This is a genomic window from Rhizobium sp. BG4, assembly GCF_016864575.1.
Lineage (GTDB): Bacteria > Pseudomonadota > Alphaproteobacteria > Rhizobiales > Rhizobiaceae > Rhizobium.
In genome coordinates this window covers 1120212-1144756 of record NZ_CP044125.1, presented here as the reverse complement: position 1 = coordinate 1144756, position 24545 = coordinate 1120212, and the positions used below count along the sequence as shown (strand labels likewise).

The 24545-nt window shown below is 61.8% G+C and carries 21 protein-coding genes and 1 tRNA gene; 14 read left to right on the top strand and 8 right to left on the bottom strand.

What is annotated here, in order from left to right:
* The first annotated feature begins 217 nt into the window (after nucleotides 1-217).
* On the top strand, nucleotides 218-2062 hold the full coding sequence (locus tag F2982_RS06055; protein ID WP_203429567.1) for a methyl-accepting chemotaxis protein: 1845 nt from the start codon (nucleotides 218-220) through the stop codon (nucleotides 2060-2062).
* Here the strand turns inward: F2982_RS06055 and F2982_RS06050 are convergent.
* Nucleotides 2035-2268, bottom strand: coding sequence for a hypothetical protein (locus tag F2982_RS06050; RefSeq protein WP_203429566.1), 234 nt, complete (start codon nucleotides 2266-2268; stop codon nucleotides 2035-2037). The two genes, F2982_RS06055 and F2982_RS06050, sit on opposite strands and share 28 nt — an antisense overlap.
* An 89-nt stretch (nucleotides 2269-2357) precedes the next feature.
* Between F2982_RS06050 and F2982_RS06045 the strand changes: the two genes are divergently transcribed.
* Nucleotides 2358-3227: a LysR family transcriptional regulator gene (locus tag F2982_RS06045; protein ID WP_203429565.1), complete on the top strand. Its 870-nt coding sequence runs from the start codon at nucleotides 2358-2360 to the stop codon at nucleotides 3225-3227.
* Between the two features lies 1 nt (nucleotide 3228).
* Here the strand turns inward: F2982_RS06045 and F2982_RS06040 are convergent, their stop codons facing one another.
* The 3 genes from F2982_RS06040 to aceA all read right to left on the bottom strand — a co-directional run bounded on the left by F2982_RS06040 (nucleotide 3229) and on the right by aceA (nucleotide 5961).
* A complete protein-coding gene (locus F2982_RS06040; RefSeq protein ID WP_203429564.1) occupies nucleotides 3229-4305 on the bottom strand; it encodes a helix-turn-helix transcriptional regulator in 1077 nt (358 codons plus the stop codon).
* A gap of 106 nt (nucleotides 4306-4411) precedes the next feature.
* Nucleotides 4412-4648, bottom strand: a complete 237-nt coding sequence (locus F2982_RS06035; protein WP_112713198.1) for a hypothetical protein — start codon at nucleotides 4646-4648, stop codon at nucleotides 4412-4414.
* Between the two features lie 23 nt (nucleotides 4649-4671).
* Nucleotides 4672-5961 (bottom strand): isocitrate lyase, encoded by a 1290-nt coding sequence (aceA, locus tag F2982_RS06030; protein WP_203429563.1) that lies wholly within the window; start codon nucleotides 5959-5961, stop codon nucleotides 4672-4674.
* A gap of 159 nt (nucleotides 5962-6120) precedes the next feature.
* Here aceA and F2982_RS06025 point away from each other — a divergent pair, with 159 nt between their 5' ends.
* The 5 genes from F2982_RS06025 (at nucleotide 6121) to F2982_RS06005 (ending at nucleotide 11737) form a co-directional block, all read left to right on the top strand.
* Nucleotides 6121-7530, top strand: a complete 1410-nt coding sequence (locus F2982_RS06025; RefSeq protein ID WP_203429562.1) for a short-chain fatty acyl-CoA regulator family protein — start codon at nucleotides 6121-6123, stop codon at nucleotides 7528-7530.
* Nucleotides 7531-7663: 133 nt separating this feature from the next.
* Nucleotides 7664-8761: a polyamine ABC transporter substrate-binding protein gene (locus F2982_RS06020; RefSeq protein ID WP_112713192.1), complete on the top strand. Its 1098-nt coding sequence runs from the start codon at nucleotides 7664-7666 to the stop codon at nucleotides 8759-8761.
* Between the two features lie 97 nt (nucleotides 8762-8858).
* A complete protein-coding gene (locus F2982_RS06015) occupies nucleotides 8859-10001 on the top strand; it encodes an ABC transporter ATP-binding protein (RefSeq protein WP_199626206.1) in 1143 nt (380 codons plus the stop codon).
* A gap of 2 nt (nucleotides 10002-10003) precedes the next feature.
* The gene (locus F2982_RS06010) at nucleotides 10004-10915 is read left to right on the top strand and encodes an ABC transporter permease subunit (protein ID WP_112713188.1); all 912 of its coding nucleotides are present in this window, start codon (nucleotides 10004-10006) and stop codon (nucleotides 10913-10915) included.
* Between the two features lie 3 nt (nucleotides 10916-10918).
* Entirely contained in the window at nucleotides 10919-11737 is an 819-nt protein-coding gene (locus F2982_RS06005) for an ABC transporter permease subunit (protein WP_112713186.1), read from the top strand.
* On the opposite strand, the gene F2982_RS06000 is transcribed toward F2982_RS06005, so the two are convergent.
* Nucleotides 11738-13627 (bottom strand): AsmA family protein, encoded by a 1890-nt coding sequence (locus F2982_RS06000; RefSeq protein WP_203429561.1) that lies wholly within the window; start codon nucleotides 13625-13627, stop codon nucleotides 11738-11740. It lies immediately after the preceding gene.
* A gap of 163 nt (nucleotides 13628-13790) precedes the next feature.
* Between F2982_RS06000 and F2982_RS05995 the strand changes: the two genes are divergently transcribed.
* Nucleotides 13791-15743 (top strand): acetoacetate--CoA ligase, encoded by a 1953-nt coding sequence (locus F2982_RS05995; protein ID WP_203429560.1) that lies wholly within the window; start codon nucleotides 13791-13793, stop codon nucleotides 15741-15743.
* 226 nt (nucleotides 15744-15969) lie between these two features.
* Here F2982_RS05995 and F2982_RS05990 read toward each other — a convergent pair whose 3' ends face one another.
* On the bottom strand, nucleotides 15970-19575 hold the full coding sequence (locus tag F2982_RS05990; protein WP_203429559.1) for a PAS domain-containing sensor histidine kinase: 3606 nt from the start codon (nucleotides 19573-19575) through the stop codon (nucleotides 15970-15972).
* A 212-nt stretch (nucleotides 19576-19787) separates the two neighbouring features.
* Between F2982_RS05990 and F2982_RS05985 the strand changes: the two genes are divergently transcribed.
* The 5 genes from F2982_RS05985 to F2982_RS05965 all read left to right on the top strand — a co-directional run bounded on the left by F2982_RS05985 (nucleotide 19788) and on the right by F2982_RS05965 (nucleotide 21645).
* Nucleotides 19788-20237, top strand: coding sequence for a phasin (locus F2982_RS05985; protein ID WP_112713178.1), 450 nt, complete (start codon nucleotides 19788-19790; stop codon nucleotides 20235-20237).
* 129 nt (nucleotides 20238-20366) lie between these two features.
* Nucleotides 20367-20442 (top strand) — tRNA-His (locus F2982_RS05980).
* Between the two features lie 200 nt (nucleotides 20443-20642).
* On the top strand, nucleotides 20643-20888 hold the full coding sequence (locus F2982_RS05975) for a helix-turn-helix transcriptional regulator (RefSeq protein ID WP_112713176.1): 246 nt from the start codon (nucleotides 20643-20645) through the stop codon (nucleotides 20886-20888).
* A 128-nt stretch (nucleotides 20889-21016) separates the two neighbouring features.
* Nucleotides 21017-21454, top strand: a complete 438-nt coding sequence (locus F2982_RS05970) for a DUF4174 domain-containing protein (RefSeq protein WP_203429558.1) — start codon at nucleotides 21017-21019, stop codon at nucleotides 21452-21454.
* Nucleotides 21455-21483: 29 nt separating this feature from the next.
* Nucleotides 21484-21645 carry a hypothetical protein gene (locus F2982_RS05965; protein ID WP_165402627.1) on the top strand — a complete coding sequence of 54 codons (162 nt, stop codon included), beginning with the start codon at nucleotides 21484-21486 and terminating at the stop codon, nucleotides 21643-21645.
* Here the strand turns inward: F2982_RS05965 and F2982_RS05960 are convergent.
* Both F2982_RS05960 and F2982_RS05955 read right to left on the bottom strand, forming a co-directional pair.
* Nucleotides 21640-22521 (bottom strand): LysR family transcriptional regulator, encoded by an 882-nt coding sequence (locus F2982_RS05960; RefSeq protein WP_203429557.1) that lies wholly within the window; start codon nucleotides 22519-22521, stop codon nucleotides 21640-21642. The genes F2982_RS05965 and F2982_RS05960 overlap by 6 nt on opposite strands.
* Nucleotides 22518-22832: an antibiotic biosynthesis monooxygenase gene (locus F2982_RS05955; RefSeq protein WP_130279026.1), complete on the bottom strand. Its 315-nt coding sequence runs from the start codon at nucleotides 22830-22832 to the stop codon at nucleotides 22518-22520. The genes F2982_RS05960 and F2982_RS05955 overlap by 4 nt, the downstream gene beginning before the upstream one ends.
* Before the next feature lie 170 nt (nucleotides 22833-23002).
* Between F2982_RS05955 and F2982_RS05950 the strand changes: the two genes are divergently transcribed.
* Entirely contained in the window at nucleotides 23003-24499 is a 1497-nt protein-coding gene (locus F2982_RS05950; protein ID WP_112713168.1) for a CoA-acylating methylmalonate-semialdehyde dehydrogenase, read from the top strand.
* The last annotated feature ends 46 nt before the right edge of the window (nucleotides 24500-24545 follow it).

Below are 24545 nucleotides of genomic sequence, written 5' to 3'. Positions count from 1 at the left end.
GCAAGGCGCCGTTTTTGTTTGTGCGGAATGCCTGAAATATGGACGCAAAGGTTGTGTTTCGATCGCGACGCCACTGATTTTCTACCGATGTTCGAAAAGATGCTGACGAATAGTCATATTTATACAAGTTATTACAGTGTTTTCAGATAATTAGCGGATAATTTTCCTTAACGTTTAACGCATAGAATAGCTGCAATTCGTATTGCAGAGGATTGCTATGCTGCGCTTTTTCTCGACATCCATCGTCCGCCAGGCGGTTGCCATCACACTCGGTTTGCTTGTGGTCAGCACCGGCGCGATCGTTGCCGTGACCTATTATGATCTGAGCCGCTATGTCATGGACAATGCGGTGGCCGACGCCAAGGATGCCAGCCGCACGATGGCGATCCTCTACGGCGCGGCCGATGACAGCGCGAAGATCGCCGTCAAGGATGCGCAGCTCTCTACGGTCACCGAAGAAAAGATCCCCGCATTCACCGATCACTCGCTGGTCGATCGCACGGCCGAATCCATTGCCGGTGTCGCGACGATCTTCGACAAGCAGGGCAGCGATTACGTCCGCGTCTCCACCAATGTGAAGAAGGAAGACGGTAGCCGCGCCGTCGGCACCAACCTCGCCGCTGATCATCCGGCGCAGACCGCGCTCGCCAAGGGCGACGCCTATTACGGCCCTGCAGTGCTGTTCGGAAAGAACTACATGACCGGCTATTTCCCGGTGAAGAATGCCGCTGGCGCCAATACGGGCATCCTCTTCATCGGCATTCCGATGGAAGTCTATTTTGCCCGTCTCCAGCATCTGCAGATCCTCGTGATCGGCGCCGGTGCCGCCGTCATGCTGGTCGTCAGCCTGCTCGCCTTCTTCGCGATCCGCCGTACCGTCAGCCCGCTCCAGGCGCTGACCAAGACGGTGCATTCGATCTCTGCCGGCAATCTCTCCGGCGCGATCCCCTGCGTCGACAAGCCGAACGAATTCGGCGAGATCGGCCGGGCGCTGTCGGCATTCCGCGATAGCGCCAAGGCGCGCCTGGATCTCGAAACGCAGGCCGCAGAGCAGCGTGCTCTGACAGAGGCTGAACGCACCCGCAACGATGCCGAAAAGCGCACGCTCGACGGCCAGATCGATTTTGCCGTCAACCAGCTCGCCGCCGGTCTCGGCCGTCTGGCACAGGGCGATGTGTCCGAAACCATCGAGACGCCCTTCGTCGGCCGCCTCGAACAGCTGCGCGTCGATTTCAACAGTTCGCTGCTGCGCCTGCAGGACACGCTGACCCGCATCCGTGACAATGCCAACGCCATCCAGCGCAACAGTGGTGCAATGTTGGCTTCTGCCGGTGAGCTCTCGAAGCGCACGGAAGCACAGGCCGCCAGCCTTGAAGAAACCGCCGCCGCCGTCGAGGAGATCACGGTCACCGTGCGCTCATCCGCCGATCGCGCCCGCGAAGCCAACAATACGGTGGCACTGACCAAGAAGACCGCCGACAGCTCCGGCGCCGTCGTCGGCGATGCTGTTGCCGCCATGGGCCGCATCGAGGAAGCCTCGCAGCAGATCGAGCAGATCATCGAGGTCATCGACGACATCGCCTTCCAGACCAACCTTCTGGCACTGAATGCCGGCATCGAAGCGGCGCGCGCCGGTGAAGCCGGCAAGGGCTTTGCCGTCGTCGCGCAGGAAGTCCGCGAACTGGCCCAGCGCTCCGCCGATGCCGCCCGCGAGATCAAGGGCCTGATCGAAAAGTCGAGCCGAGAAGTCACCGCCGGTTCCGAGCTGGTGCAGAAAACCGGCAATGTTCTCGCCTCGATCAGCCAGGAAATCATCGTCATTAGCAAGCATGTCGATACGATCGCGACGGCAAGCCAGGATCAGTCGGCGGCTCTTCAGGAAGTCAACGGCTCCGTCAACGCGATGGACCAGATGACCCAGAAGAATGCCTCGATGGTCGAGGAGACGACGCAGGCAAGCCGCCAGCTTGCCGACGAGGCCGATGCCTTGATGGGCCTGCTTCAGCAGTTCCGCATCGGCAACGGTGCGGCCGCTCACCGCCCGGCAAGGCAGGCTGCCTGATCCAAGCGCTTTACACGAGTATCCTTGGGCCGCGCCTCGACAGCGCGGCCTTTGCTTTTCAGGCCTATGTCGGTCAGCCAGGCGACGGCGCGGATGATGCGCGAGCCGCCATATTGCTCATAGAATTCGTCTTCGGATGTCCGGCGGCCAATCCGGCCGCCCCGTGAGAGGCCGAGCATGCTGGCAATGGCGATCTGATCGATCATGATGATGTCCTCCGTTTCAAAGACATCACCTCAGATACACATCAAAAATCGCTTCTTAAACAGCTGAAATCGGCATACGATTTTCACCGATGAAAAACACCGCTTGGGATTCCTATCAGCTTTTCCTGCAGGTCGCCCGTCTCGGCGGCCTCACCGGCGCGAGCGGCACCAGTGGCCTCAGCCCGGCGACAGTCGGTCGCCGCATGCTGGAGCTGGAGCAGGACACCGGCCGCACGCTCTTCGTCCGCAGCCAGACCGGTTACCGCCTGACGCCGGATGGTCAGGCTCTCCTCGACCACCTGCAGGAGATGGAGGCCGCTGCCCGCAAGGTCGATGCCTGGCGCCAGTCGGGCGAGGGCGGAGTGACGGTAAGGGTTGCGGCGGGAACCTGGGTTGCCTGGCTGCTGACCGAGAACTTCTCGGCGATCCGCATGCCCGGCGATGGCTTTGCCCTCTCACTGACGATCGGCGAAACCCGCGCCAATCTTTCCTACCGGGAGAGCGATATCGGCATCCGCGCCTTCGAACCCGACGAGGCAAACCTTGCCGCGCGTCTGCTCGGCGAGGTCGCCTATGCCGTCTATGTCAGGCGCAATGCTGCCGAGGCTGCGGAGCAATGGGTGGCCGTTGCCGAGGACGAGGCGATCTCCGGCTATCTGCGCTGGCCCTATCGCAACGCATCCGGCCCGATCGCCGCCACCGTCAACCGGCCGCGGTCGCTGCCGGATCTGGTGCGCGCTGGGGCGGGCAGGGCGGTGCTCCCCTGCTTCGTCGGCGATCTCGATCCGGAGCTTCAGCGTCTCGGCGGCGAAATTCCCGAGCTCAAGCATCGCCAGTGGATCGTCATGAACAACGAAGACCGCCACCGGCCGGAAATCCGCGCCGTTGCCGATCGGATGACCAAATTGCTGAAAAGCTATTCCGATCTTTTCGCCGGCAAGCGCGCCAGCCGCAGCTAGCTCACGGTATCAGTCTTCGTACCAAGGCCACCTGGCTGTTGACGCCGAGCTTGGAGAAGATGTTCTTCAGGTGCGAGCGCGCCGTCTCGTAGCTGATGTCGTTCAGCTTGGCGGTATCGCGCAGCGACAGGCCGCTGGCGATCGACGAGGCGATGCGCAGTTCGGCGGCGGTCAGGTGCTCGTTGCCGCTCAGCCTGTCGTTCAGATGGGCGCAGATGCCGCCGGAGCGCTCGATGATCAGCGCCGAGGTCGGCTCCTGCAGGAACTCGCTCATGAAATCGGACTGCAGCCGTACCAGCGTGTATTTGATGTTGCCGATGCGCCCGCTGCAAACCGGCTGCAGCGGCTCGCCGGAGCGGCCGGTGGCGCGCAGCTGCTCGTTGACATTGGCGTCGTTGACGTTCAGCCGCCCGGTCGGGGTCACGCTGATGCCGCATCCCTCCGTCAGCATCATCTGCGCCGCGGTGTTCATCGACCGGACCTTGCGCTCCTCGCCGAGATAGATCAGCCCGACGCCGATCGCATCGAGCAGCGGCTTGCCGCCGGCCTCGTTGCTTCGCTCGCGGCGCAGGTAATCGAAGGCACGCCGCAGATGCGGGGCGAGTTCGGTCAGCACCTGGGCGTTGGCGCGGTTATAGCCGGCGTCGGTGCTCGATGTCAGCGTCGAGAGATTGAAGGACCGCCCCTTCTCCCGCATGATCGTCACACCGATGCTGCTGCGGCAGCCGATGCTGCGCAGGTAGTCGTGATAGAATTCGGTTTTCAGCAGCTCTTCGTGTGGCAGCATCTGATCGGCGATGACGCCGAGCCCGACGGGTCGGACGGCAGCTTTCGCCATCCATGGGTTCACGGTGCTGAAATGGGTGTTGTAGGCTTTCGCGGCAGCGTCTTCGAGGCCGGATGAAAGCGACAGCCCGCCGGAGCCGAGAACCGCATCATGAAAAAAGAGCGTCGACTTGCCATCCGGCATGCGCGTGTTCAGCGTATCCAGAAAATCCTGCCAGCTGGTTTCCCCGAGCAGTGCCCCATAGACCATATCGGTCAGGGAGTGCACGTCCGCGCGTATTGTTGCAGGCATATGATGTCCCATTAGGTCTTGATCATATTATGCTCGCCTTTGCGGGGACTGACAATTGCGTCAAATGACGCAGAAGGCGCCGGTTTTCCCGGCGCCTTCTCACTCTTTAGGTGCGGTTGGCAACGACAACCGGGATCATCAGATCGCCCCAGTTGCCGTCGCCGCCGTGATGGCGGGCGGACCGGACAAGCTCTACCGAAATACCGGATTCAACCGCCTTCATGACAGACTGATTGAGCCGGTGCAGATCGTTGGCGAGCATGCGGATCATGCTCTGCTGGTCCGGCGTCATCGTCGATGACTGCTCTTCCGCGCGTTCGCGGACACGTGAGATGGAAGCCATGGTCTTCTCCTCCTGTTGCGCGGTCATTCCGCTGCGGGTTTGAACTGTGTGTGTTCGGTCGATTCCCTCATCGCGGTCGTCGAGGACAGGCCGCCGGTGATGGCAAGCGATACGGCATCGAAATAGCCGGTGCCGACTTCGCGCTGGTGCTTGGTCGCGGTGTAGCCGTTGACCTCGGCGGCAAACTCCGCCTGTTGCAGCTCGGAATAGGCGGCCATCTGCCGGCTCTTGTAGCCGCGCGCCAGCTCGAACATGCCGAAGTTCAGCTGATGGAAGCCGGCAAGCGTGATGAACTGGAACTTGTAGCCCATGGCGCCGAGTTCGCGCTGGAACCTGGCGATCGTCGCCTCGTCCAGGTTCTTGCGCCAGTTGAAGGACGGCGAGCAGTTATAGGCCAGCAGCTTGCCCGGATGCACCTTGTGCACGCCTTCGGCAAAGCGCCGCGCCTGATCGAGATCGGGCTTCGACGTCTCGCACCAGATCAGATCGCAATAGGGCGCATAGGCGACCGCGCGGGCAATGCAGGGCTCTAGCCCGTTGCGGACCTGATAGAAGCCCTCGACGGTGCGCCCGGCATCGTAATCGACGAAGGGCTGGTCGCGCTCGTCGATATCGGAAGTCAGAAGCTTTGCCGCCTCGGCATCCGTGCGCGCAATCACCAGCGTCGAGACACCCATGACATCGGCTGCCAGACGCGCGGCGTTGAGGTTGCGGATATGCGCCGCCGTCGGGATCAGGACCTTGCCGCCGAGATGGCCGCATTTCTTTTCCGATGCCAGTTGGTCCTCGAAGTGGACGCCGGCAACGCCCGCCTCGATATAGGCCTTCATGATCTCGAAGGCGTTGAGCGGCCCGCCGAAACCGGCCTCGGCATCGGCAACGATTGGCGCAAACCAGTTCTCGACCGAAAGGCCCTTGCCTTCCGACGTCTCGATCTGGTCGGCGCGCTGCAGTGTGCGGTTGATGCGCTTGGCAAGCTCCGGCCCGGCATTGGCGGGATAGAGCGACTGGTCCGGATACATCGCCGAGGCGGTATTGGCGTCTGCCGCGACCTGCCAGCCGGAGAGATAGATCGCCTTCAGGCCGGCGCGGACCATCTGCATGGCCTGATTGCCGGAGAGAGCGCCGAGCGCATTGACGAAATCGTCCCGGCGCAAGAGTTCCCAGAGCCTCGCAGCACCCATTTCCGCCAGCGAGTGGCTGATCTCCACGGAACCGCGCAGCCGCCTGACGTCCTCGGCGGAATAGGGGCGCTCGATGCCGTCGAAACGGCCAGCCGGTGCGTTGCGGATCAGCTTGTCAAACTCAGTCACAATATCCTCCTTCAGCTCGATTGCTTGTGTGACAGAATTTACAAGATCGCCGTCAAAAGCCAGAAAAGACTTGCTTAAGTGCCTGAGAAAGAGGTTATATTGGCGCAAGATTTACAAGCTGGCTTTGTCAATTTGTAAAATTTTGTAAAAGGCATCGATATGGAACGGAAGATCTTTGCCGGACCGAAAGTCAGGCGCATCCGCAATGGCCTCGGCGTCACGCAGACGGCGATGGCCGAAGCCCTCGGCATCTCGCCGTCCTATCTGAACCTGATCGAACGCAACCAACGGCCGCTTACCGTTCAGCTGCTGTTGAAGCTCGCCTCGGTCTACAAGGTCGACCTCGATGAGCTCCAGAGCGAGCCGGGCAATAATCTCGCCGAACTGCGCGAAGTCTTTGCCGACCCGCTGCTGTCGGGTGAGCTTCCCGGCGATCAGGAGCTGGTGGAGATATCGGACGCTGCGCCCAATGCGGCGAGCGGCATGGTGAAGCTCTACCGCGCCTACCGCGAACAGGCTGCCCGGCTTTCGGATCTCGGCGCGCTGATGGCTGACGGTGCGCAAGTCCCCGCTGCCGGTGCGCGCCTTCCGGCCGACGAGGTGCGCGACGCGCTGGAGCGGCGCCCGGCCTATTTCGCCGTCATCGAGGATGCCGCCGAACAGTTCTTCATGACGCTTCCCTCTGGCGATCTGCAACAGGTGTTGAGGGATTGGCTACAGAAGGAGCGCGGCATTACCGTGCGCGTCCTGCCTGTCCATGTCATGCCGGATCTGCGACGCCGCTTCGATCGCCACTCCATGCGGCTTTTCCTCTCCGAGCGCCTGTCGCCGCAGGACCAGCTGCAGGAGATCGCCATCGAGGCCGCAACGCTCGCCCTGAAGGCGGCGATCGGCAAGGAGCTGGAAGGGCTCGCTCTGTCGACGCCGGAAGCCCAGCGCATCGCCCGCTTCGAGCTCGCCCGCGCTGCCGCACTGGCGCTGATGATGCCTTACGAGGCCTTCCTGACGGCGGCGAAATCCGTGCGCTACGACATCGATCTCCTGCGCAGTCGCTTCGGCTGTTCCTTCGGCCAGGCGGCGGCCCGGCTCACCATGCTGCAGCGGCCGTCGAACAGCGCCGTGCCATTCTTCCTGATGGAGATCGATGCGGCCGGAAACCGTCTGCGCCGGGCAGGGGCGTCGGGCTTCCCGCAGGCCCGCTTCGGCGGCGGCTGTCCCAAGCTCAATATTCACGCCGCCTTCCTGCAGCCCGGCCAGATCCTGGCGGAAACCGTAGAGACGCCGGATGGCAGCGCCTTTCTGACGATCGCACGAACGCTGGAAGGCCCGGCAGCCCCCTTCGGCGAGAGGGTCAGGCGCACTGCGCTGCTCATTGCCTGCGACGCCCAGTTCAGGGATGCGACCGTCTACGCTCAGGCGGCGTCATCTTCGCCACATGCAGTTGCAATTGGCCCTGTCTGCCGCCTTTGTGAGCGAAAGGGCTGTCTTGCCCGTGCCGAGCCGCCGGTCACTCGCCCGCTTGGGCTAGACGAGATGGTGGCCGGTCTCAGCGCCTTTGATTTTCAGTGATAGTTGAAATCATTGAGAGCGCAGGATTTTGCGCTTGTCGGCTCTCAAAATCCTTCTTAGTCTAGCTAAAAATCCAGAGGGAATGGGTGTCCGGGGGCGTGATACCTAATAATTATAAGCCACAGGAGAGATTATGAGGTCAGTCATTGCAAAGCTCGCGGCAACTGTTGCCGTGGCCATTCTTGCCGCCGCGCCGTCCTACGCCCAGGAACGCGTCGTCAATGTCTACAACTGGTCCGATTATATCGACAGCTCGATCCTTGAGGACTTCACCAAGGAAACCGGCATCAAGGTCGTCTACGACACCTTCGATTCCAACGAGACGCTGGAGACCAAGCTGCTCGCGGGCGGCACCGGCTATGACGTCGTTGTTCCGACCGTTTCCTTCATGCAGCGCCAGATCGCTGCCGGTGTCTATCAGAAGCTCGACAAGTCGAAGCTGCCGAACCTGAAGAACATGTGGGACGTCGTCATGAAGGGCGTCGCGACCTTCGACCCCGGCAATGAATACAGCGTCGACTACATGTGGGGCACCACCGGCATTGGCTACAATGTCGACAAGGTCAAGGCCGCGCTCGGCACCGACGAGAAGCCCAACTGGGATGCGCTATTCGACCCGGCAAAGGCCGAGAAGCTCAAGGATTGCGGCATCTACATGCTGGATTCGCCGACCGACGTCATCCCGTCGGTTCTCGCCTATCTCGGCCTCGACCCGAACAGCAAGAAGCAGGCCGATCTCGACAAGGCGCAGGAAGTCCTGCTCAAGGTTCGTCCCTTCGTGCGCAAGTTCCACTCGTCCGAATATATCAGCGCGCTCGCCAACGGCGATATCTGCATCGCGCTCGGCTATTCCGGCGACATGTTCCAGGCCCGCGACCGCGCTGCCGAAGCCAAGGCCGGCGTGACGATCGACTACTCGGTTCCGAGCCAGGGCGCGCAGATCTTCTTCGATGTCTTCGGTATCCCGAAGGATGCTCCGCATGTCGAGGAAGCGCATGAATTCATCAATTACATGATGAAGCCCGAAGTCGCCGCCAAGGCATCGAACTTCGTCTTCTACGCCAACGGCAACAAGGCCTCGCAGGAGTTCCTGGACAAGGAAGTCATCGGCGATACGGCGATCTATCCGACGCCCGAGGTCATGGCCAAGCTCTTCACGGTGCCGCCGCTCGATCCAAAAACGCAGCGCCTCGTGACACGAATCTGGACAAAGGTCGTCACCGGCCAGTAATCGAGACTTCGGCCCGGACGGCAACGCCCGGGCCTTTTATTGACGTGCCGGCCGTCGGGGGAGCGCCGGTTTCAAATTCATAATTTCGGGGAAAACCATGAAGTCTCTTGGCAATATTCGCCGCTCCTTCGCGCCCTGGGCCGATCCTGCCTCCAAGCCTTTTATCTCATTCAAGAACGTCACGAAGCGCTTCGGCGATTTCACCGCCGTCAACGATCTCAGCCTCAACATTTACCACCGCGAATTCTTCGCCCTTCTCGGCGCTTCCGGCTGCGGCAAGTCCACGCTGCTGCGCATGCTGGCCGGCTTCGAGCAGCCGACCGCGGGCGAGGTCATCCTCGACGGCACCGACATGGCCGGCACGCCGCCCTACAAGCGTCCCGTCAACATGATGTTCCAGAGCTACGCGCTCTTCCCGCATATGACCGTCGAGAAGAACATCGCCTTCGGCCTGCGCCAGGATGGCATGGGCAAGGACGAGATCGCCGAGCGCGTGTCGCAGATGCTGAAGATGGTCAAGCTCGAGCAGTTCGCCTCGCGCAAGCCCAACCAGCTTTCCGGTGGCCAGCGCCAACGCGTCGCACTCGCCCGCTCGCTTGCCAAGCGCCCGAAGGTGCTGCTGCTCGACGAGCCGCTCGGTGCGCTCGACAAGAAGCTGCGCGAGGAAACCCAGTTCGAACTGATGGACCTGCAGCAGAATCTCGGCCTCACCTTCGTCGTCGTCACCCACGACCAGGAAGAAGCGATGACGATGGCAGACCGCATCGCCGTCATGAGCCATGGCAAGGTTGTGCAGGTCGCAACGCCCGCCGAAATCTACGAAGCACCGAACTGCCGCTTCGTCGCCGACTTCATCGGTGACGTGAACATTTTCGACGGCAAGGTGGTCTCCGCCGATGGCACGAGTGTCGAGCTCGCCATCGATGCCGGCTTCAGCGTCAAGGTCGCGACATCAGACATGCCCGCCAAGGGCAGCACTGCCGGTTTCGCGATCCGCCCGGAAAAGCTGAAGGTCACCCGCCAGCCACCGGCCAATCCCAATGTCAACGCCTCCTCGGGCGAGCTCTGGGACATCGCCTATCTCGGCGACATGACCGTCTTCCACGTCAAGCTGAAGAGCGGCCAGGTGGTCAAGGCCTCGCTGCTCAATGCCCAGCGCGCCGTCGACGATCCCTTCACCTACGACCAGGAAGTCTGGGTCACCTTCGCCGAAGACGCCGGCGTGCTCTTGAAGGATTGATCATGGGCAAGCTCGGTTCAGCCATCTACAGCCGCCTGGTCATTATCGTTCCCTATGCCTGGCTGCTGATCTTCTTCCTGGCGCCGTTCTTCATCGTCTTCCGCATCTCGCTGTCGACGACCGCGATCGCCATGCCGCCCTATGAACCGGCCTTCTCGTTCAGCGATGGCTGGGCCGGTTTCATGGAGAAGATTTCGACCTTCTCCTTCGACAATTACAGCTACCTGATCGACGACCCGCTCTATTTCAACGCCTATATCTCGAGCCTCGTCATCGCCGGTGTCTCGACCTTCCTGACGCTGCTGATCGCCTATCCGATCGCCTATGGCATGGCGCAGGCGCCGCGCAGCATCCGCCCGACACTGCTTATGCTGGTCATCCTGCCGTTCTGGACGAGCTTCCTCATCCGCGTCTATGCCTGGATCGCGATCCTCAAGCCGGAAGGACTGCTGAACCAGCTGCTGATCGGAACGGGTATCATCGATACGCCGCTGATCATCCTGAACACCAATGTCGCGGTCTATATCGGCATCGTCTATTCCTACCTGCCGTTCATGGTGCTGCCGCTCTATTCCTCGCTCGAGAAGATGGACGGCACGCTGATCGAGGCGGCGCAGGATCTCGGCTGCACGCCGATCCGTGCCTTCTGGCGGGTGACGTTCCCGCTGTCGCTGCCCGGCGTCGTCGCCGGCTGCATGCTGGTCTTCATCCCCGCCGTCGGCGAATTCGTCATCCCCGACCTGCTCGGCGGGTCGCAGACGCTGATGATTGGCAAGACGCTGTGGAACGAGTTCAATTCCAACCGCGACTGGCCGGTGTCTTCGGCCGTGGCGACCATCCTTCTCTTGATCCTCGTAGTGCCGATCGTGTTCTTCCAGAACGCCCAGGCCAAAGCCGACGAGCAGGGGAGATAAGCGATGCTACGCTGGACACGCTTCAACATCATCTCGGTCACGCTCGGCTTCGCCTTTCTCTATCTGCCGATCGTGCTCCTGGTGATCTTCTCCTTCAACGAGTCGAAACTCGTCACCGTCTGGGGTGGCTTCTCGACCAAGTGGTACGTGTCGTTGATGCACAATGACGCCCTGCTGGATGCGGCCTGGGTCACGGTCCGCGTTGGCGTCCTGTCGGCAACGGCGGCAACCATTCTCGGCACGCTGGCGGCGATCACGCTAGTGCGCCACACGCGCTTCCGCGGCCGCATGCTGTTTTCTGGCATGGTCTATGCACCGCTCGTCATGCCTGAAGTCATCACCGGCCTGTCGCTGCTGCTGCTCTTCGTAGCGATCGGCCTCGACCGCGGTTTCTGGACGATCACGCTGGCGCATACGACGCTGACCATGTGCTTCGTCGCCGTCGTCGTGCAGTCGCGCCTGATGAGCTTCGATCAGTCGATCGAGGAAGCGGCGCAGGATCTCGGCGCGCCGCCGGTGCGCACCTTCTTCGAGGTGACGCTGCCGATCATCGCACCGGCCGTCTTCTCCGGCTGGATCCTGGCCTTCACTCTGTCGCTGGACGATCTGGTTATTGCGAGCTTCACCTCCGGACCGGGCGCCACGACGCTGCCGATGAGGATCTATAGCCAGGTGCGATTGGGCGTGACGCCGGAGATCAATGCGGTCTGCACCATCCTGATCGCCGTCGTTGCCGTCGGCGTCATCGCGGCATCGGTGATCACCAAGCGCCGCGAAGTCCAGCGTGAACGCGATGAACGCGCTGCCGCCAACGCGCCCTGATTACTGAGCGCTGGGTGCCGGCTGCGTCAGCACCGGCACCGGCGATATCACCGGATTGGGCCAGGAGCCGCCGATGAAGAAGGGCAGGAGCGGCAGTTCGGCCGCCCGCGTATCGTCGGTAGCCTGCAGTGAGCCGGAAAGTGCCAGCCCGTTGGATTCGTAGGGGATGATGCCGGAGAGCGTCAGCGTCTCAACGGCGCCCTTGATGCTGACGTCTTCAAGCTCTGCCGAACCAGCCGAGAAATTCGCCGTCAGCTGCGCCTCGGTGAACGGGAACGAATGATCGCCCGCGGCACTCAGCGGGAAGAACTTCTGCTGCGCCGACTGATTGCGGATCGCCTCGACATCGAGATTGGCGATCGAACCGGTTCCCGCATGGAAGGTGAGCTGACCGGTCACGTCGCCGAGTCCAGCCGTCCAAAGCGGCTTTGCCGTCTTCAGGTTCAGGTCGAGTGAGCCGGTCGTCAGCGGCAAGGGCCCTTTGAGCTGCAGCCGTTCGACCAGAGCACCGAAATCCGCACCGCGGATCGACATCTGCAACTTGCCGCCACCATCGAAATCGCCGCGCGTTGCTTCCAGATGCGCCAGCATCGTGCCGCCCTCGAACTGGCTGTCGCCGATATCGAACTTGGCCTCGTTGCTGGAGACAATGACACTGGCGCCGACATCCGAGAGGTTGAAGGGCGCAAGCTGCATCTCCTTGGCGGAGAAGCGCAGATCGAGATCGAGACGCTGCAACGGCCCACCGTCCGGCGTTGCCGTTTCTTCACCGGCCGCAAGGCGCAGTGCGAAGGCGTCGAAGAACGGCTTGAGGTTCATGGTGTCGAAGGCGAGCGTCCCGCCGAGCTTTGCCCGGTTGTTGCGCACGCTGGAAATGTCCATCACGCCGGTTGCCGTCGCGCCGTTCAGCCCGAGTGTCACATTGTTGAAGCGCAGGCCATTGGCGGCCGAGAGCACGTCGCTACTGATCGAGAACGACTTGAGGCTCTCGATCCCCGGGATCGACTTGCCCGACCATGCAAGCAGGGCCGGCATGTCGCCGATCGTGGCGCTGATATTGCCGGAGAGACCGGTCAGGTTGGTGATGCTGCCGAGCCCCGAGAAAGAGGCGGTGACGAGGTTCGAGGCAAGCGATGCCTTCAGCTCGGTGGTCTTGCCGCCGAAGACCAGCAGCGGATTGCGCGAGGAGAAGTCGAGCTTCAGGTCCTGACCGGCGGTCCGCGCAATCAGCACGGCCGACATGCCGCTCGAAAGCCGCGGCCAGTTGATATCGGCCGTCACACCCTCGAAGTGATAGGTCTTGGATGTCGCGAGATCGGTAACATTGAGCGTCCCGTCCTCGACGGTAATGGCGCCGACTTCGGCATCAAGCTTGCGGTCGAGTACCTGCGCATTGCCATCCTGGTGCGCGCCGTCGATCGCCTTGGCGAGCTGGCCGGCATAGGTCCAGTCGATCAGGCCCTGCTGATCACGCGTGAGCGACAGGTTGGGCCGCAGCAGATGGAATTCATGGAAGCTGGCATGGCCGCGCAGCGCCTCGATCAGGCTGAAATCGGCCGAGAGGCTGTCGATCGTGCCGAGCAGCTTGTTGCCGGCATTCGGCGGCTGGCGGATGGCGATCTGGTGCAGCGTGATGCGCGGCGTCGGCCAGAATTCGAGTTCCGGGCTGCCCTTGATCTCGGCCTTGTAGCCCGTCCAGCGCGACAGCGCATCCTCGATGCCGGAGCGCACCATGCCAGTCGAAACCACGAAAGGTGCGGCAACGCGCAGGGCGACAAAGATCACGGCGGAAATAAGCAAGAGCAGGGTTGCGAGACGTGTAATACCCGGAAGCCAGCGGGAAACGGGGGCCATCTTTTTACGCCACTTCGGTTGTCTTGACGTACTCATGAGCTCTGCCAGTATTTTCAGTCGCTTACCCGTTAGGCGCTGATCTTGCCGGATATATGAAATACGCGCCATATGCAATTCGGACGGCCGATCGCAGAGCGCCATGCACACTTTATAATGCAGTGCAGCATGTTATATAGCGAATAAACGGGAGGAAATGGGAATGAACGACACAGTGCCGCTCTGGACGCCGTCGCGGGAGTTCATCGAGAAGAGCCCGATGCATGCCTTCATGCAGCGCTGCAACGAGGCGTTCGGCCTGTCGCTTCAAGACTATGCCGGCCTGCATGCCTGGTCGATCGCCGAGCGCGAGCATTTCTGGTCCACCCTCTGGGATTTCTGCGGCGTGCGCGGCGAACGCGGCGAGCGGGTGCTGGCCGATGGCGATCTCATGCTGAAGGCGCGTTTTTTCCCCGATGCCCGGCTGAACTTCGCCGAAAACCTGCTGCGCAATAGCGGCGAGGGCGATGCGCTGATCTTCCGCAACGAGGACAAGGTGCAGGATCGCTGGTCCTGGAACCGCCTGCACGAAACGGTCTCGAAGCTGCAGCAGGCCTACCGGGCGCTCGGCATCGGCGAGGGCGATCGTATCGCCGCGATGATGCCGAATATGCCGGAGACCATCGCCTGCATGCTGGCCGCGGCCTCGATCGGCGCGATCTGGTCCTCCTGTTCTCCTGATTTCGGCGAACAGGGCGTGCTCGACCGCTTCGGCCAGATCGGCCCGAAGCTGTTCATCGCCTGCGATGCCTATTGGTATAACGGCAAGCTGCAGGATGTCTCCGCCAAGGTCGCGACCGTCGCCGGAAAATTGCAGGCGCCGGCGATGATCGTCCATTATGCCGGCGATGCCGATGCCGTGGCCGCCGCTACACCGGGCGCCAAGACCTTCGCGGCAATGATCGCGGCCTATCAGGCAAAGTCGGTCGAATTCGCCCAGCTGCCTTTCGCGCACCCGCTCTACATCCTCTTTTCCTCCGGCACGACAGGCGTGCCGAAATGCATTGTCCATTCGGCCGGCGGCACGCTGCTGCAGCACCTCAAGGAACACCGCCTGCATTGCGGCATCGAGCCGGGCGACAAGCTTTTCTACTTCACCACCTGCGGCTGGATGATGTGGAACTGGCTGGCGAGCGGCCTTGCCGCGGGCGCCACGCTCTGCCTGTTCGATGGCTCGCCCTTCGCGCCTGATGGCAATGTGCTGTTCGACTATGCCGAGGCGGAAAAATTCGCGGTCTTCGGCACCTCGGCCAAATATATCGACGCCGTCCGCAAGAGCGGCCTGACGCCGCGCAGCAGCCATGACCTTTCGAGCCTGCGTCTGATGACCTCGACTGGATCGCCGCTCTCGCCGGAAGGCTTCACCTTCGTCTATGAGGGTATCAAAGAGGACATCCAGCTCGCCTCGATTTCCGGCGGCACGGATATCGTCTCCTGCTTCGTGCTCGGCAATCCGCTGCAGCCGGTCTGGCGCGGCGAGATCCAGGGCGCCGGTCTCGGCCTTGCGGTCGATGTCTGGAACGATGACGCAAAGCCGGTGCGCCAGGAAAAGGGCGAGCTCGTCTGCACCAAGGCATTTCCCTCCATGCCCGTCGGCTTCTGGAACGATGCCGATGGCGCCAAGTATCGCGCCGCCTATTTCGAGCGCTTCGACAATATCTGGTGCCACGGCGATTTCGCCGAATGGACGGAGCATGGTGGCCTCGTCATCCACGGCCGCTCGGATGCGACACTGAACCCGGGCGGTGTCCGCATTGGCACCGCGGAGATCTACAATCAGGTGGAGCAGATGGAAGAGGTCGCCGAGGCGCTCTGCATCGGCCAGGACTGGGATGACGACGTCCGCGTTGTGCTCTTCGTCCGCCTGGCGCCCGGCGTCACGCTCAGTGAGGATCTTTCGAAGGCGATCAAGAACCGCATCCGCACCGGCGCCTCGCCGCGCCACGTTCCGGCAAAGATCATCGCCGTCGCAGATATCCCGCGTACCAAGTCGGGAAAGATCGTCGAACTCGCCGTCCGCGAGGTGGTTCACGGCCGTCCCGTTAAGAACAAGGAGGCGCTCGCAAATCCCGAAGCGCTTGAGCTATTTGCGGGATTGGCCGAGTTAAACGTTTAAAGTCGCGTAAAATGCGCCCGAAACTACAAGCTTCCACCCTTCAGAGCTTCCCGGTTCCGGCAACCATTCGTTAACGGAGGTCCGTCAAAGGTGATGGCACTTGGAGCTGTGAATGATAGGCAGCTAGGAGCACTTGGCTCCCGTGACATGACGTTGAGCGACTGAGCCCCTTGTTGAACAGCACCAAACTCCAGGCAGCCTAAACCCCAGGCTGCCTTTTTTCGTTTCAGCCGGCCAGAACCCGCTGCGACGGGAAGGTGATCTCCACAAGCGTGCCTTCGTTCGGCGCCGAGTTGATCGCGAAGATCGCCCGGTTGGCATCGACCATCGCCTTGGTCAGCGGCAGGCCGAGACCGGTGCCGTCACCGCGGTGGCGCGATTGCGCCGAGACTTGCCGGAACGGCTTCATCGCCTGGTCGAGCTCGCTGCGCGTCATGCCGATGCCGGTATCGCGGACGCGAAGCACGACGCTGCCATTGCTCTCATAAGAGGTCGAGACGACGATCTGGCCGCCCGACGGCGTGAAGCGGATCGCATTCGACAGGATGTTGAGCGCGATCTGTTTGACGGAGCGCAGGTCGGCAACGACATTCGGAACCGATTGCGACAGCGCCGTGCGGATGATCACCCGCTGGCCGTTCGCCTGCGGCTGCACCAGCGCAACGGCTTCCGAGACAGCATCGTTCAGACCGACCGACGCGAAATCGAGATCCATCTCGCCCGCCTCGATCTTCGAGATGTCGAGCAAGTCGTTGACGATATCCAGCACATGGCGCCCGGAGCGGCCGATGTCGTTGGCATATTCGATATAGCGCGGGTGGCCGATCGGTCCGAAACGCTCGCTCGCCATCATGTCGGAGAAGCCGATGATGGCATTCAGCGGCGTGCGGATTTCGTGGCTGATGCGCGCCAGGAAATCGGTCTTGTGGGCATTGGCGGTTTCGGCCGCGCCCTTGGCGCTGCGCAGCTCGTCTTCCGTTCGCTTCCACTGGGTAATGTCGCGGATGACGGCGCAATAGCCGCTGGAGGAGGTGAGGCGGCCCATCGTCATGAACAGCGGCACGAAACCGCCGGACGCTTCGCGGCCGATCACTTCGCGCCCATCGTTCAGCACGCTGGCAACGCCGTGGCCCGAGAGGCCGTTCAGATAGTCGAGCACCGCCTTCTGGCTTTCATGAGCGAAGAGCATGACGAAGGGTTTGCCGCGCGTTTCCTCTTCGTCGTAGTTGAAGAGCGCGCTTGCCGAGCGGTTCATCGAGCGGATATCGCCCTCGGCGCCGATCACCACGACGCCATCGGTGGCCGTCTCCAGGATCGAGCGCAGTTCCTCGACTTCGACCTGCAGCTTAGCGACCTTCTCGACCATGCGGTCGGAGCGGTTTTCCTGGCGCGGCTCTTCTTCCACCTTCGCGGGCGGCACGTCCTTTGCCTCGACCGGCATCAGCGCCAGCATCAGCGCGCTCGCATCTTCCCAACGAACCGACTGCAGCCGTGCCGTCACCGGCACCAGGCTGTCATCGGCGGTAACAAGCATCATCGCGCCCGGACGGCCGGTATTTTCTTCCAGCTCCCGGCGCTGTAGCAGCGCATCGAGACCGCCGACCTCGTCGAGCGCCTCGAGCGAGGCATAGCCGGTCAGGCGCATGAATTCCGGATTGGCATGCATCAGCTCGTCACCGGCATGGATCAGCACCGCGACCGGCAGCTGATCGACGGTGGCGGAAGACAGCCCGTCCGTCATCTTCACGCGGGGCGGGATGACGCTGCTCAGCATGTCGAGCGGGCTCACCGACGTTTCCGGCAATCCCTCGGTGGCATCGTCATCGCTATCGTCGGCAACGGCCTCGTCTTCTGCGGCTTCTGCAGAAACATCATCGTTTTCGTTGGCAGCCTCGAAGCTCGCAACGTCTTCGGTGCCTGAAATCTCCTCAGCAGGAGCAGCCGTCTCGATCTCCACCGGAGCCGCATCGTTGGCAGCAGCCGGCGTTTCCGGCTGTACCGGTTCGCCGGCTTCATCTTCGGTATCGCGTACGCCAAAAGCCTCGAGGCGCTTGGCGATCTCGCGGAAATTTGCCTGCTCGGCAGCGCTGAGCCCCGGTCCGGCATTGTGCAGCTGCACGATCTTGTCGGTCAGGCGGCGGCTCGGCGTTTCCGCCATGCGCAGCACCGGCGGCTCTTCGCGCGGCAACGGGATTTCGACAGGTGCGGGAGCTTCGGCTTCTACAGTCGCCGGCTCTTCGGCAATCGGTTCCTCCGGCACGTCGACCGGCTGGTCAAGGCTGGCAGCATCCCGGCCGATGCCATCAGGGCCGAGCGTCAGGCCAAGGGCGAGCGGATCTTCCGCCGCATCCGACAGGCGCACGACGCCGAAGCCGCGGAAGCCGTCGAATTCGCGCTGGCGCGTATAGGTTGGCAGGGCCGCGAGATCGACGGGCACGACGAGGCTGGTGCCTTCGATCGGCCAATGGATGGTCTTGCCCGACCAGGTGTCGCGGCGCTCCAGCGCCTCGGCGATCTTGCCTTCGGGGTCGAGATTGAAGAGGGCGGAAATATCGCTGAAGGCAACGCCGATGACATTCGCCGCATTCGGGCCGACCGCCTCGGCAAACTCGTTCGACACTTCGCTGAAACAGCCAGCCGAATCGATCTTCCAGACAAAGCGCGTGGCGCGGCTGTTCGGCTGGAACTTGAAGCCGGAGGAGGGCTCTGCAGCAACGGCTTCAACCGGAGCAACTTCGGGAACGCTCTCTTGTTCGGGCTCTTCCGAAACCGCGCTTACCGGCTCTTCTTCCGCAACATCCTCGGCAGGGGCGTCCAGAGGCTCCGCATCCAGCACGACATTCGGTTCCGGCTCGATCGCGATGGGGCCGTCGTCTTCGGCGGCGGTTGCCTCCAGCTCGGCAGCCTCGGGAAGCGTCTCTTCTTCCTCGACAGCGCCTTCCGCCAGATCCGCCTGCGCCTCTACGTCGGCAACGAGTTCTTCGACTTCGGGCTCTTCGGCAACAGGCTCCTCAGCCTCGGCGACGCTCTCCAGAACCTCTTCGACATCCTCGATGCCGGCGACCGCATTGAGCGCCTCGTCGAACTTCGGTGGCTCGATATGGTTAACGGCGGCTGTGGATAAGGCTGGTTCCGGCACCGCAGCATCGATCGGGTCGAGGTGGCCGAGCACGGTTTCGACGGCGAAAAGCAGGTTGAGGACCGGTTCGTCGCTGAGCTTGCCGACGGCGGCCGGCAGGTAGCCCTTGCCGGTCGCAACAGGGCGCTTCACCAGCCGGTCCGGATGGGCGGCGGCAAGGCCCGTCAGGCTCTTTGCAGTCTGCTGGGTGATTCCAAGCGAGGCATAGCCGGGCGAGGAGGCGATCACTTCGCCCTCTGCGCCGATCACCGCCATATGCGTATCGGGATCGTCGAGACCCTGGATCATCTGCGCTGCCGAAGCGCTGGCCGGCAAGGCCTTGCCCGCAACGGGAACCGAAAACAGGATCGCCCGCTCGCCGGTCGAAAGCGCGATACGCTCGACCACGGCCTGAACGGGCACGCGCTGAAAGCCCTTGACGATGCGGATCATCAGATTGCGGCTGTCGCCGGTCGATGTCAGCTGCCGCGCCGTCGTCTCCAGCTGGCGGAAGGTGATGTCGCCATTGCCGACGCCCTGATCGAGCAGGTCATAGACGGCTGAGTGGCCGAAAAGCTCGGCGCCGGTGCCGTTTGCCCAGAGCAGGCGGGTCAGATCGGCGGAGAACAGCACCATGGCTTCCCCGCGCGAAAAGCGCTCCCGCACCCGCTGATGCACGGCAATATCGATGAACGGGTACTGGACAGCGGGCATGGGAAACCTTGCTACCTTCGGCCTCATTTAAATTAACGGTCTATTAATAACGATGCGCCGGAAAGGGGTCCAGCTTGAGGCCGCCTTTTCGGGCGGAAAGGTTAATGCGTTGTGCGTCGCACAATTATGTTGCAATGCACAATAAGATCGTCTATATAAGCTATATCCAAACTAAAGGGCGTCAAACGCCCGGACTCAAGGAGCTCGCATCCATGGCTACCATAAAGACAGACGACGTTTTTTCAATGGCTGCATTCGATCCGTCCAAGTTCGCAGAATCCTTCCGCGATTTTGCTGAAAAGGGCGCACAGCAGTCCCGTGATGCCTATTCCAAGATGAAGTCTGCCGGCGAAGAAGCTGGCAAGACCCTGGAAGCCACCGTTCAGACGGCTCAGGCCGGTTCTGTCGAGATCGGCCTCAAGGCGATCGACGCCCTGCGCACCAACGCAGAAAACTCCCTGTCGCACATGGAAGCGCTGCTCGGCGTCAAGTCCATTGCCGAATTCGTCGAGCTGCAGACGGCGTTCGTCCGCAAGCAGGCCGAGCTGACCGTCGAGCAGGCAAAGTCGATGCAGGAAACCTCCAAGCAGGTTGCCGAAAAGCTGGCAAAGCCTTCCAAGGAAGCCGCTGAAAAGGTCATGGCCTCCTTCAAGGTCGCCTGATCCGCTGATCGAAAATCAAAGAAAGGCTGGCCCCCTCGTCCAGCCTTTTTGTATATTGAGGGGAGATAGGGCTTGAATTAATTTTCAAGTCCTCGTATGTGACCCCCGTCGCGCCGAGCGCGGCATTGTGCGGTTGTAGCTCAGTTGGTTAGAGCGCAGGTTTGTGGCACCTGAGGTCGGAGGTTCGAGACCCCCAACCGTACCATTCCTCTCAAAACATCGAAGTGAATGGTGCGTGATCGCCCGATCCGCATGACGAATCCCCCGGCTATTGCCCTGTGGCGCCGCCCGCCTATCTACCGGCTGCGGCACAAGTAAACTTTCTCTTATATTGCGTTGCAAAATGTGAGCGGGAGTGCCATTTTGTGCCGGGGGTTACTTGAGTGCTTTTAGAAGGAGACTTTAATGTCCATTTCTCTCAAGAATCTGGATCAATCCAAAGCCACCGCCATTTCAGCCATCAATGTCGCCGCTGAGGTCAAGAAGGCCCGCGAAGCTGTTGGGTACAGTGTTGATGATCTGGCGGTAACCTGTGGCCTGGTGGCTGCGGAAATTACTGAAATTGAAAATGGGGAACATGCCGACCCGGCAAAGCTGAAGCGCATCGCCGCTGCCTTGCAGGTTCCGGTTTCTGCTTTCGTCCCGATGTAATTGCCTTCAGGGCGAACCAAAAGAGCCGGTCGATCTGACCGGCTTTTTTCGTTTCAGGACCTCGTTCCCGGTAATCATGGAACTCCCGGTTCCCTCCAGCCGTTCTATCCGTGGACAGGAGAACGGGAATGTCGAAGACGCTTCTATACGGTGCGACCAAGGTGGACGAGACGAATGTCGCCTATGCGGCAATCGCCAGCCTCGAGCAGTTCCAGTGGAAGAACCGCGTCTTCGTGATTTTCTCCGACAGGGATAACAGTCGCGCCGCGCGTCAGGAGAACCAGTTGCTGGCCGACCGGCCGGCACTCGACGAGCGCGACATGATCGTCCTGAAAGTCGCGGGCAACAGCGTCAAGCCGGTCTTCGGTTCCGCCGAACCGATCGCGGCGGAGGCACTGCGCACCGAACTCGACGCACCCGATGCCGGAGATTTCCATGCCGTGCTGATCGGCAAGGACGGCACGGTGAAGCTGAAAGTCAGCGAACCCGTCAGCAATGGCGAGCTGTTCGCCATCATCGACAGCATGCCGATGCGCGCCGCCGAGGCCCTGAAGCCGGACAACTGAACAATCCAACAAGACGGAAGGAGCAGGATATGTCCGTACCGAACGAACCTATCCCCGATCAGCCGCCGATGCCGGGACCCGGCTGGAAGCCGGAGCCGCCGATCAAGGAGCCGGAGCCCGACAGGCTTCCGGATGAGGCTCCGAACCCCAATCCCGATGAAAACGAGGAGCCGCCCAAGCACCTTCTATAGAAAGATGTGCCGGTCGGCGGCGACGAGCTCCTGCAGGAAATCGGAAACGGTGCGCACGCGCACCAGTTCGCGCGCACTCTCGTGGAACGTCGTCCAGTAGGCCCGCCGGATCGAGATTTCCGGCAGGATGCGGATCAGCTTGTCGTGCTGGCGCGCGATGTAATCATGCAGGATGCCGATGCCGGCGCCGGAAAGCACGGCTTCCGTCTGCCCGGTGGCGGATGAAATCTCGAAGGCGGCATCCCAGTTGCGCATCACTTCGCCGGTGAAGTTCAGCGATTGCGAAAAGAGCAGGTCTTCGACATAGCCGATGCGGCGGTGCTGCTTCAGCGCTTCGGCATCGGCAGGAAGGCCGTTGGCGTCGGCATAGCTCTGAGAGGCGTAAAGACCGAGCGTGTAATCGGTGAGCTTGGCGGAAACCAGCCGCCCTTGTTCCGGCCGCTCCAGTGTGATGGCGATATCCGCCTCGCGTTGCGACAGCGAGAAGGAGCGGGGCACCGGCACCAGCTGGATCTTCAGTTCGGGATGGCGCTCGATCAGCCGTCCCATGCGCGGCGCCAGGAACGAGACGCCGAAACCATCGGGAGCGCCGATCCGCACCGTGCCAGCGATCGCCGTGTCGGTGCGGCCGAGGTTGGCCTGTGCCGCCAGCATCTCCGTTTCCATCCGCTCCGCCGAAGCCAGGAAGATCTCGCCCTCGGCGGTCAGCTCGCAGCCATTCGTCCGGCGCACGAAGAGGCGCGTCTTCAGCGCTTCCTCCAGCGAAGTCAACCGCCGCGACAGCGTCGCATGGTTCAGCCCCAGCCGCTTCGAGGCGGCAAGGATCTGCCCGGTGCGGGCAACGGCGAGGAAGATGCGAACGTCGTCCCAGTTCATGGCTTGCTGCACATGATGATCGGTTCGACATCGAGAAGCGTCAGCGATGTGACCATGCCGGCCGTGCCGGTCTTGTATTTCAGGAAGTGCGGCGTCTGCAGATGCGCTTCATAGGCCTCCCGGTTGGCATAGACCTCCAGAATGCGGATCTTCTCCGGAGAACCGACGACGGCGACCGCACTGAGTGACAGCACGCCGTCTTCGAAGGCGACCGATGCCGAAATCTCCTCGGCAAGCAGCGCGCGGTAGGCGTCGAGATGCCTGATATCGATCTCGATTTCCGCCATTCTGACGACACGGTCTTCACTCATCGATGGATCGCCTTATCTTGAGTTTGCCCGCTTGCCCGATCATCGGGCGCTTCGGCCGTATTTCGCATCGCGCTATAATTTATGCACAACGGTTGCTTATCTTAGCTCATTGATTTGTGCAAATTGAAGTGCGATTGTTCGCCATCCAAAAAATAGGAGGAGCACTTCTCATGCGTCAGATCGGACATTTCATCGGCGGCAAGCAGGTCGCAGGCACCAGCGGCCGCACGAGCAACGTCTATAACCCGGCAACCGGCGAAGTTCAGGCAACGGTCGCGCTCGCCAGCGATGCCGAGATGGATGCAGCGGTACAGAGCGCCAAGGCTGCTCAGCCGAAGTGGGCTGCCACCAACCCGCAGCGCCGCGCCCGCGTGTTCATGAAGTTCGTTCAGCTGCTCAATGACAACATGAACGAGCTTGCCGAACTGCTCTCCAAGGAACATGGCAAGACCATCGAAGACTCCAAGGGCGATATCATTCGCGGCCTCGAAGTCTGCGAATTCGTCATCGGCATTCCGCATCTCGCCAAGAGCGAATTCACCGAAGGCGCAGGTCCGAATATCGACATGTATTCGATCCGCCAGGCCGTCGGCATCGGCGCCGGCATCACGCCCTTCAACTTCCCGGCCATGATCCCGATGTGGATGTTCGCCCCGGCGATCGCCTGCGGCAACGCCTTCATCCTGAAGCCCTCCGAGCGCGATCCGTCCGTTCCGATCCGTCTTGCCGAACTGATGATCGAAGCAGGCCTGCCTGCCGGCATCCTGAACGTCGTCAACGGCGACAAGGGCGCGGTCGACGCGATCCTGACGCATCCGGATATCTCGGCCGTCTCCTTCGTCGGCTCCACGCCGATCGCCCGTTACGTCTATGGTACAGCTGCCCAGAACGGCAAGCGCGCCCAGTGCTTCGGCGGCGCCAAGAACCACATGATCATCATGCCGGATGCCGATCTCGATCAGGCTGCCAACGCGCTGATGGGCGCGGGCTACGGCTCTGCCGGCGAGCGCTGCATGGCGATCTCGGTTGCCGTTCCGGTCGGCGAGGAAACCGCCAACCGCCTGATCGCCAAGCTGACCCCGATGGTCGAGTCGCTGCGCATCGGTCCCTATACCGACGACAAGGCGGACATGGGCCCGGTTGTCACCAAGGAAGCCCAGGCGCGCATCATGGGCCTGATCAACAAGGGTGTCGATGAAGGCGCAAAGCTCGTCGTCGACGGTCGCGACTTCAAGCTCCAGGGCTATGAAGACGGCTATTTCGTCGGCGGCTGCCTGTTCGACAACGTCACGCCCGATATGGACATCTACAAGACCGAAATCTTCGGACCGGTCCTTTCGGTCGTCCGTGCCAAGAACTACGAGGAAGCCCTCGAACTGCCGATGAAGCATGAATATGGCAACGGCGTCGCGATCTATACCCGTGACGGCGATGCGGCCCGCGACTTCGCCTCGCGCATCAATATCGGCATGGTCGGCGTCAACGTTCCGATCCCGGTTCCGCTCGCCTACCACTCCTTCGGCGGCTGGAAGTCTTCGTCCTTCGGCGATCTCAACCAGCACGGCACCGACTCGATCAAGTTCTGGACCCGCACCAAGACCGTGACCAGCCGCTGGCCGTCGGGCATCAAGGATGGCGCCGAGTTCGTCATGCCGACGATGAAGTAAGCGATCTTCATTATAGGATCAGGAAAACGGGCTCCCGGCGGGGCCC

What these genes read in the sequence shown, in the direction of transcription:
- F2982_RS06055 (WP_203429567.1), top strand. Translation starts at nt 218, where the DNA reads ATGCTGCGCTTTTTCTCGACATCCATCGTCCGCCAGGCGGTTGCCATC.
- F2982_RS06050 (WP_203429566.1), bottom strand. Translation starts at nt 2,268, where the DNA reads ATGATCGATCAGATCGCCATTGCCAGCATGCTCGGCCTCTCACGGGGC.
- F2982_RS06045 (WP_203429565.1), top strand. Translation starts at nt 2,358, where the DNA reads ATGAAAAACACCGCTTGGGATTCCTATCAGCTTTTCCTGCAGGTCGCC.
- F2982_RS06040 (WP_203429564.1), bottom strand. Translation starts at nt 4,305, where the DNA reads ATGCCTGCAACAATACGCGCGGACGTGCACTCCCTGACCGATATGGTC.
- F2982_RS06035 (WP_112713198.1), bottom strand. Translation starts at nt 4,648, where the DNA reads ATGGCTTCCATCTCACGTGTCCGCGAACGCGCGGAAGAGCAGTCATCG.
- F2982_RS06025 (WP_203429562.1), top strand. Translation starts at nt 6,121, where the DNA reads ATGGAACGGAAGATCTTTGCCGGACCGAAAGTCAGGCGCATCCGCAAT.
- F2982_RS06020 (WP_112713192.1), top strand. Translation starts at nt 7,664, where the DNA reads ATGAGGTCAGTCATTGCAAAGCTCGCGGCAACTGTTGCCGTGGCCATT.
- F2982_RS06015 (WP_199626206.1), top strand. Translation starts at nt 8,859, where the DNA reads ATGAAGTCTCTTGGCAATATTCGCCGCTCCTTCGCGCCCTGGGCCGAT.
- F2982_RS06010 (WP_112713188.1), top strand. Translation starts at nt 10,004, where the DNA reads ATGGGCAAGCTCGGTTCAGCCATCTACAGCCGCCTGGTCATTATCGTT.
- F2982_RS06005 (WP_112713186.1), top strand. Translation starts at nt 10,919, where the DNA reads ATGCTACGCTGGACACGCTTCAACATCATCTCGGTCACGCTCGGCTTC.
- F2982_RS06000 (WP_203429561.1), bottom strand. Translation starts at nt 13,627, where the DNA reads ATGAGTACGTCAAGACAACCGAAGTGGCGTAAAAAGATGGCCCCCGTT.
- F2982_RS05995 (WP_203429560.1), top strand. Translation starts at nt 13,791, where the DNA reads ATGAACGACACAGTGCCGCTCTGGACGCCGTCGCGGGAGTTCATCGAG.
- F2982_RS05990 (WP_203429559.1), bottom strand. Translation starts at nt 19,575, where the DNA reads ATGCCCGCTGTCCAGTACCCGTTCATCGATATTGCCGTGCATCAGCGG.
- F2982_RS05985 (WP_112713178.1), top strand. Translation starts at nt 19,788, where the DNA reads ATGGCTACCATAAAGACAGACGACGTTTTTTCAATGGCTGCATTCGAT.
- F2982_RS05975 (WP_112713176.1), top strand. Translation starts at nt 20,643, where the DNA reads ATGTCCATTTCTCTCAAGAATCTGGATCAATCCAAAGCCACCGCCATT.
- F2982_RS05970 (WP_203429558.1), top strand. Translation starts at nt 21,017, where the DNA reads ATGTCGAAGACGCTTCTATACGGTGCGACCAAGGTGGACGAGACGAAT.
- F2982_RS05965 (WP_165402627.1), top strand. Translation starts at nt 21,484, where the DNA reads ATGTCCGTACCGAACGAACCTATCCCCGATCAGCCGCCGATGCCGGGA.
- F2982_RS05960 (WP_203429557.1), bottom strand. Translation starts at nt 22,521, where the DNA reads ATGAACTGGGACGACGTTCGCATCTTCCTCGCCGTTGCCCGCACCGGG.
- F2982_RS05955 (WP_130279026.1), bottom strand. Translation starts at nt 22,832, where the DNA reads ATGAGTGAAGACCGTGTCGTCAGAATGGCGGAAATCGAGATCGATATC.
- F2982_RS05950 (WP_112713168.1), top strand. Translation starts at nt 23,003, where the DNA reads ATGCGTCAGATCGGACATTTCATCGGCGGCAAGCAGGTCGCAGGCACC.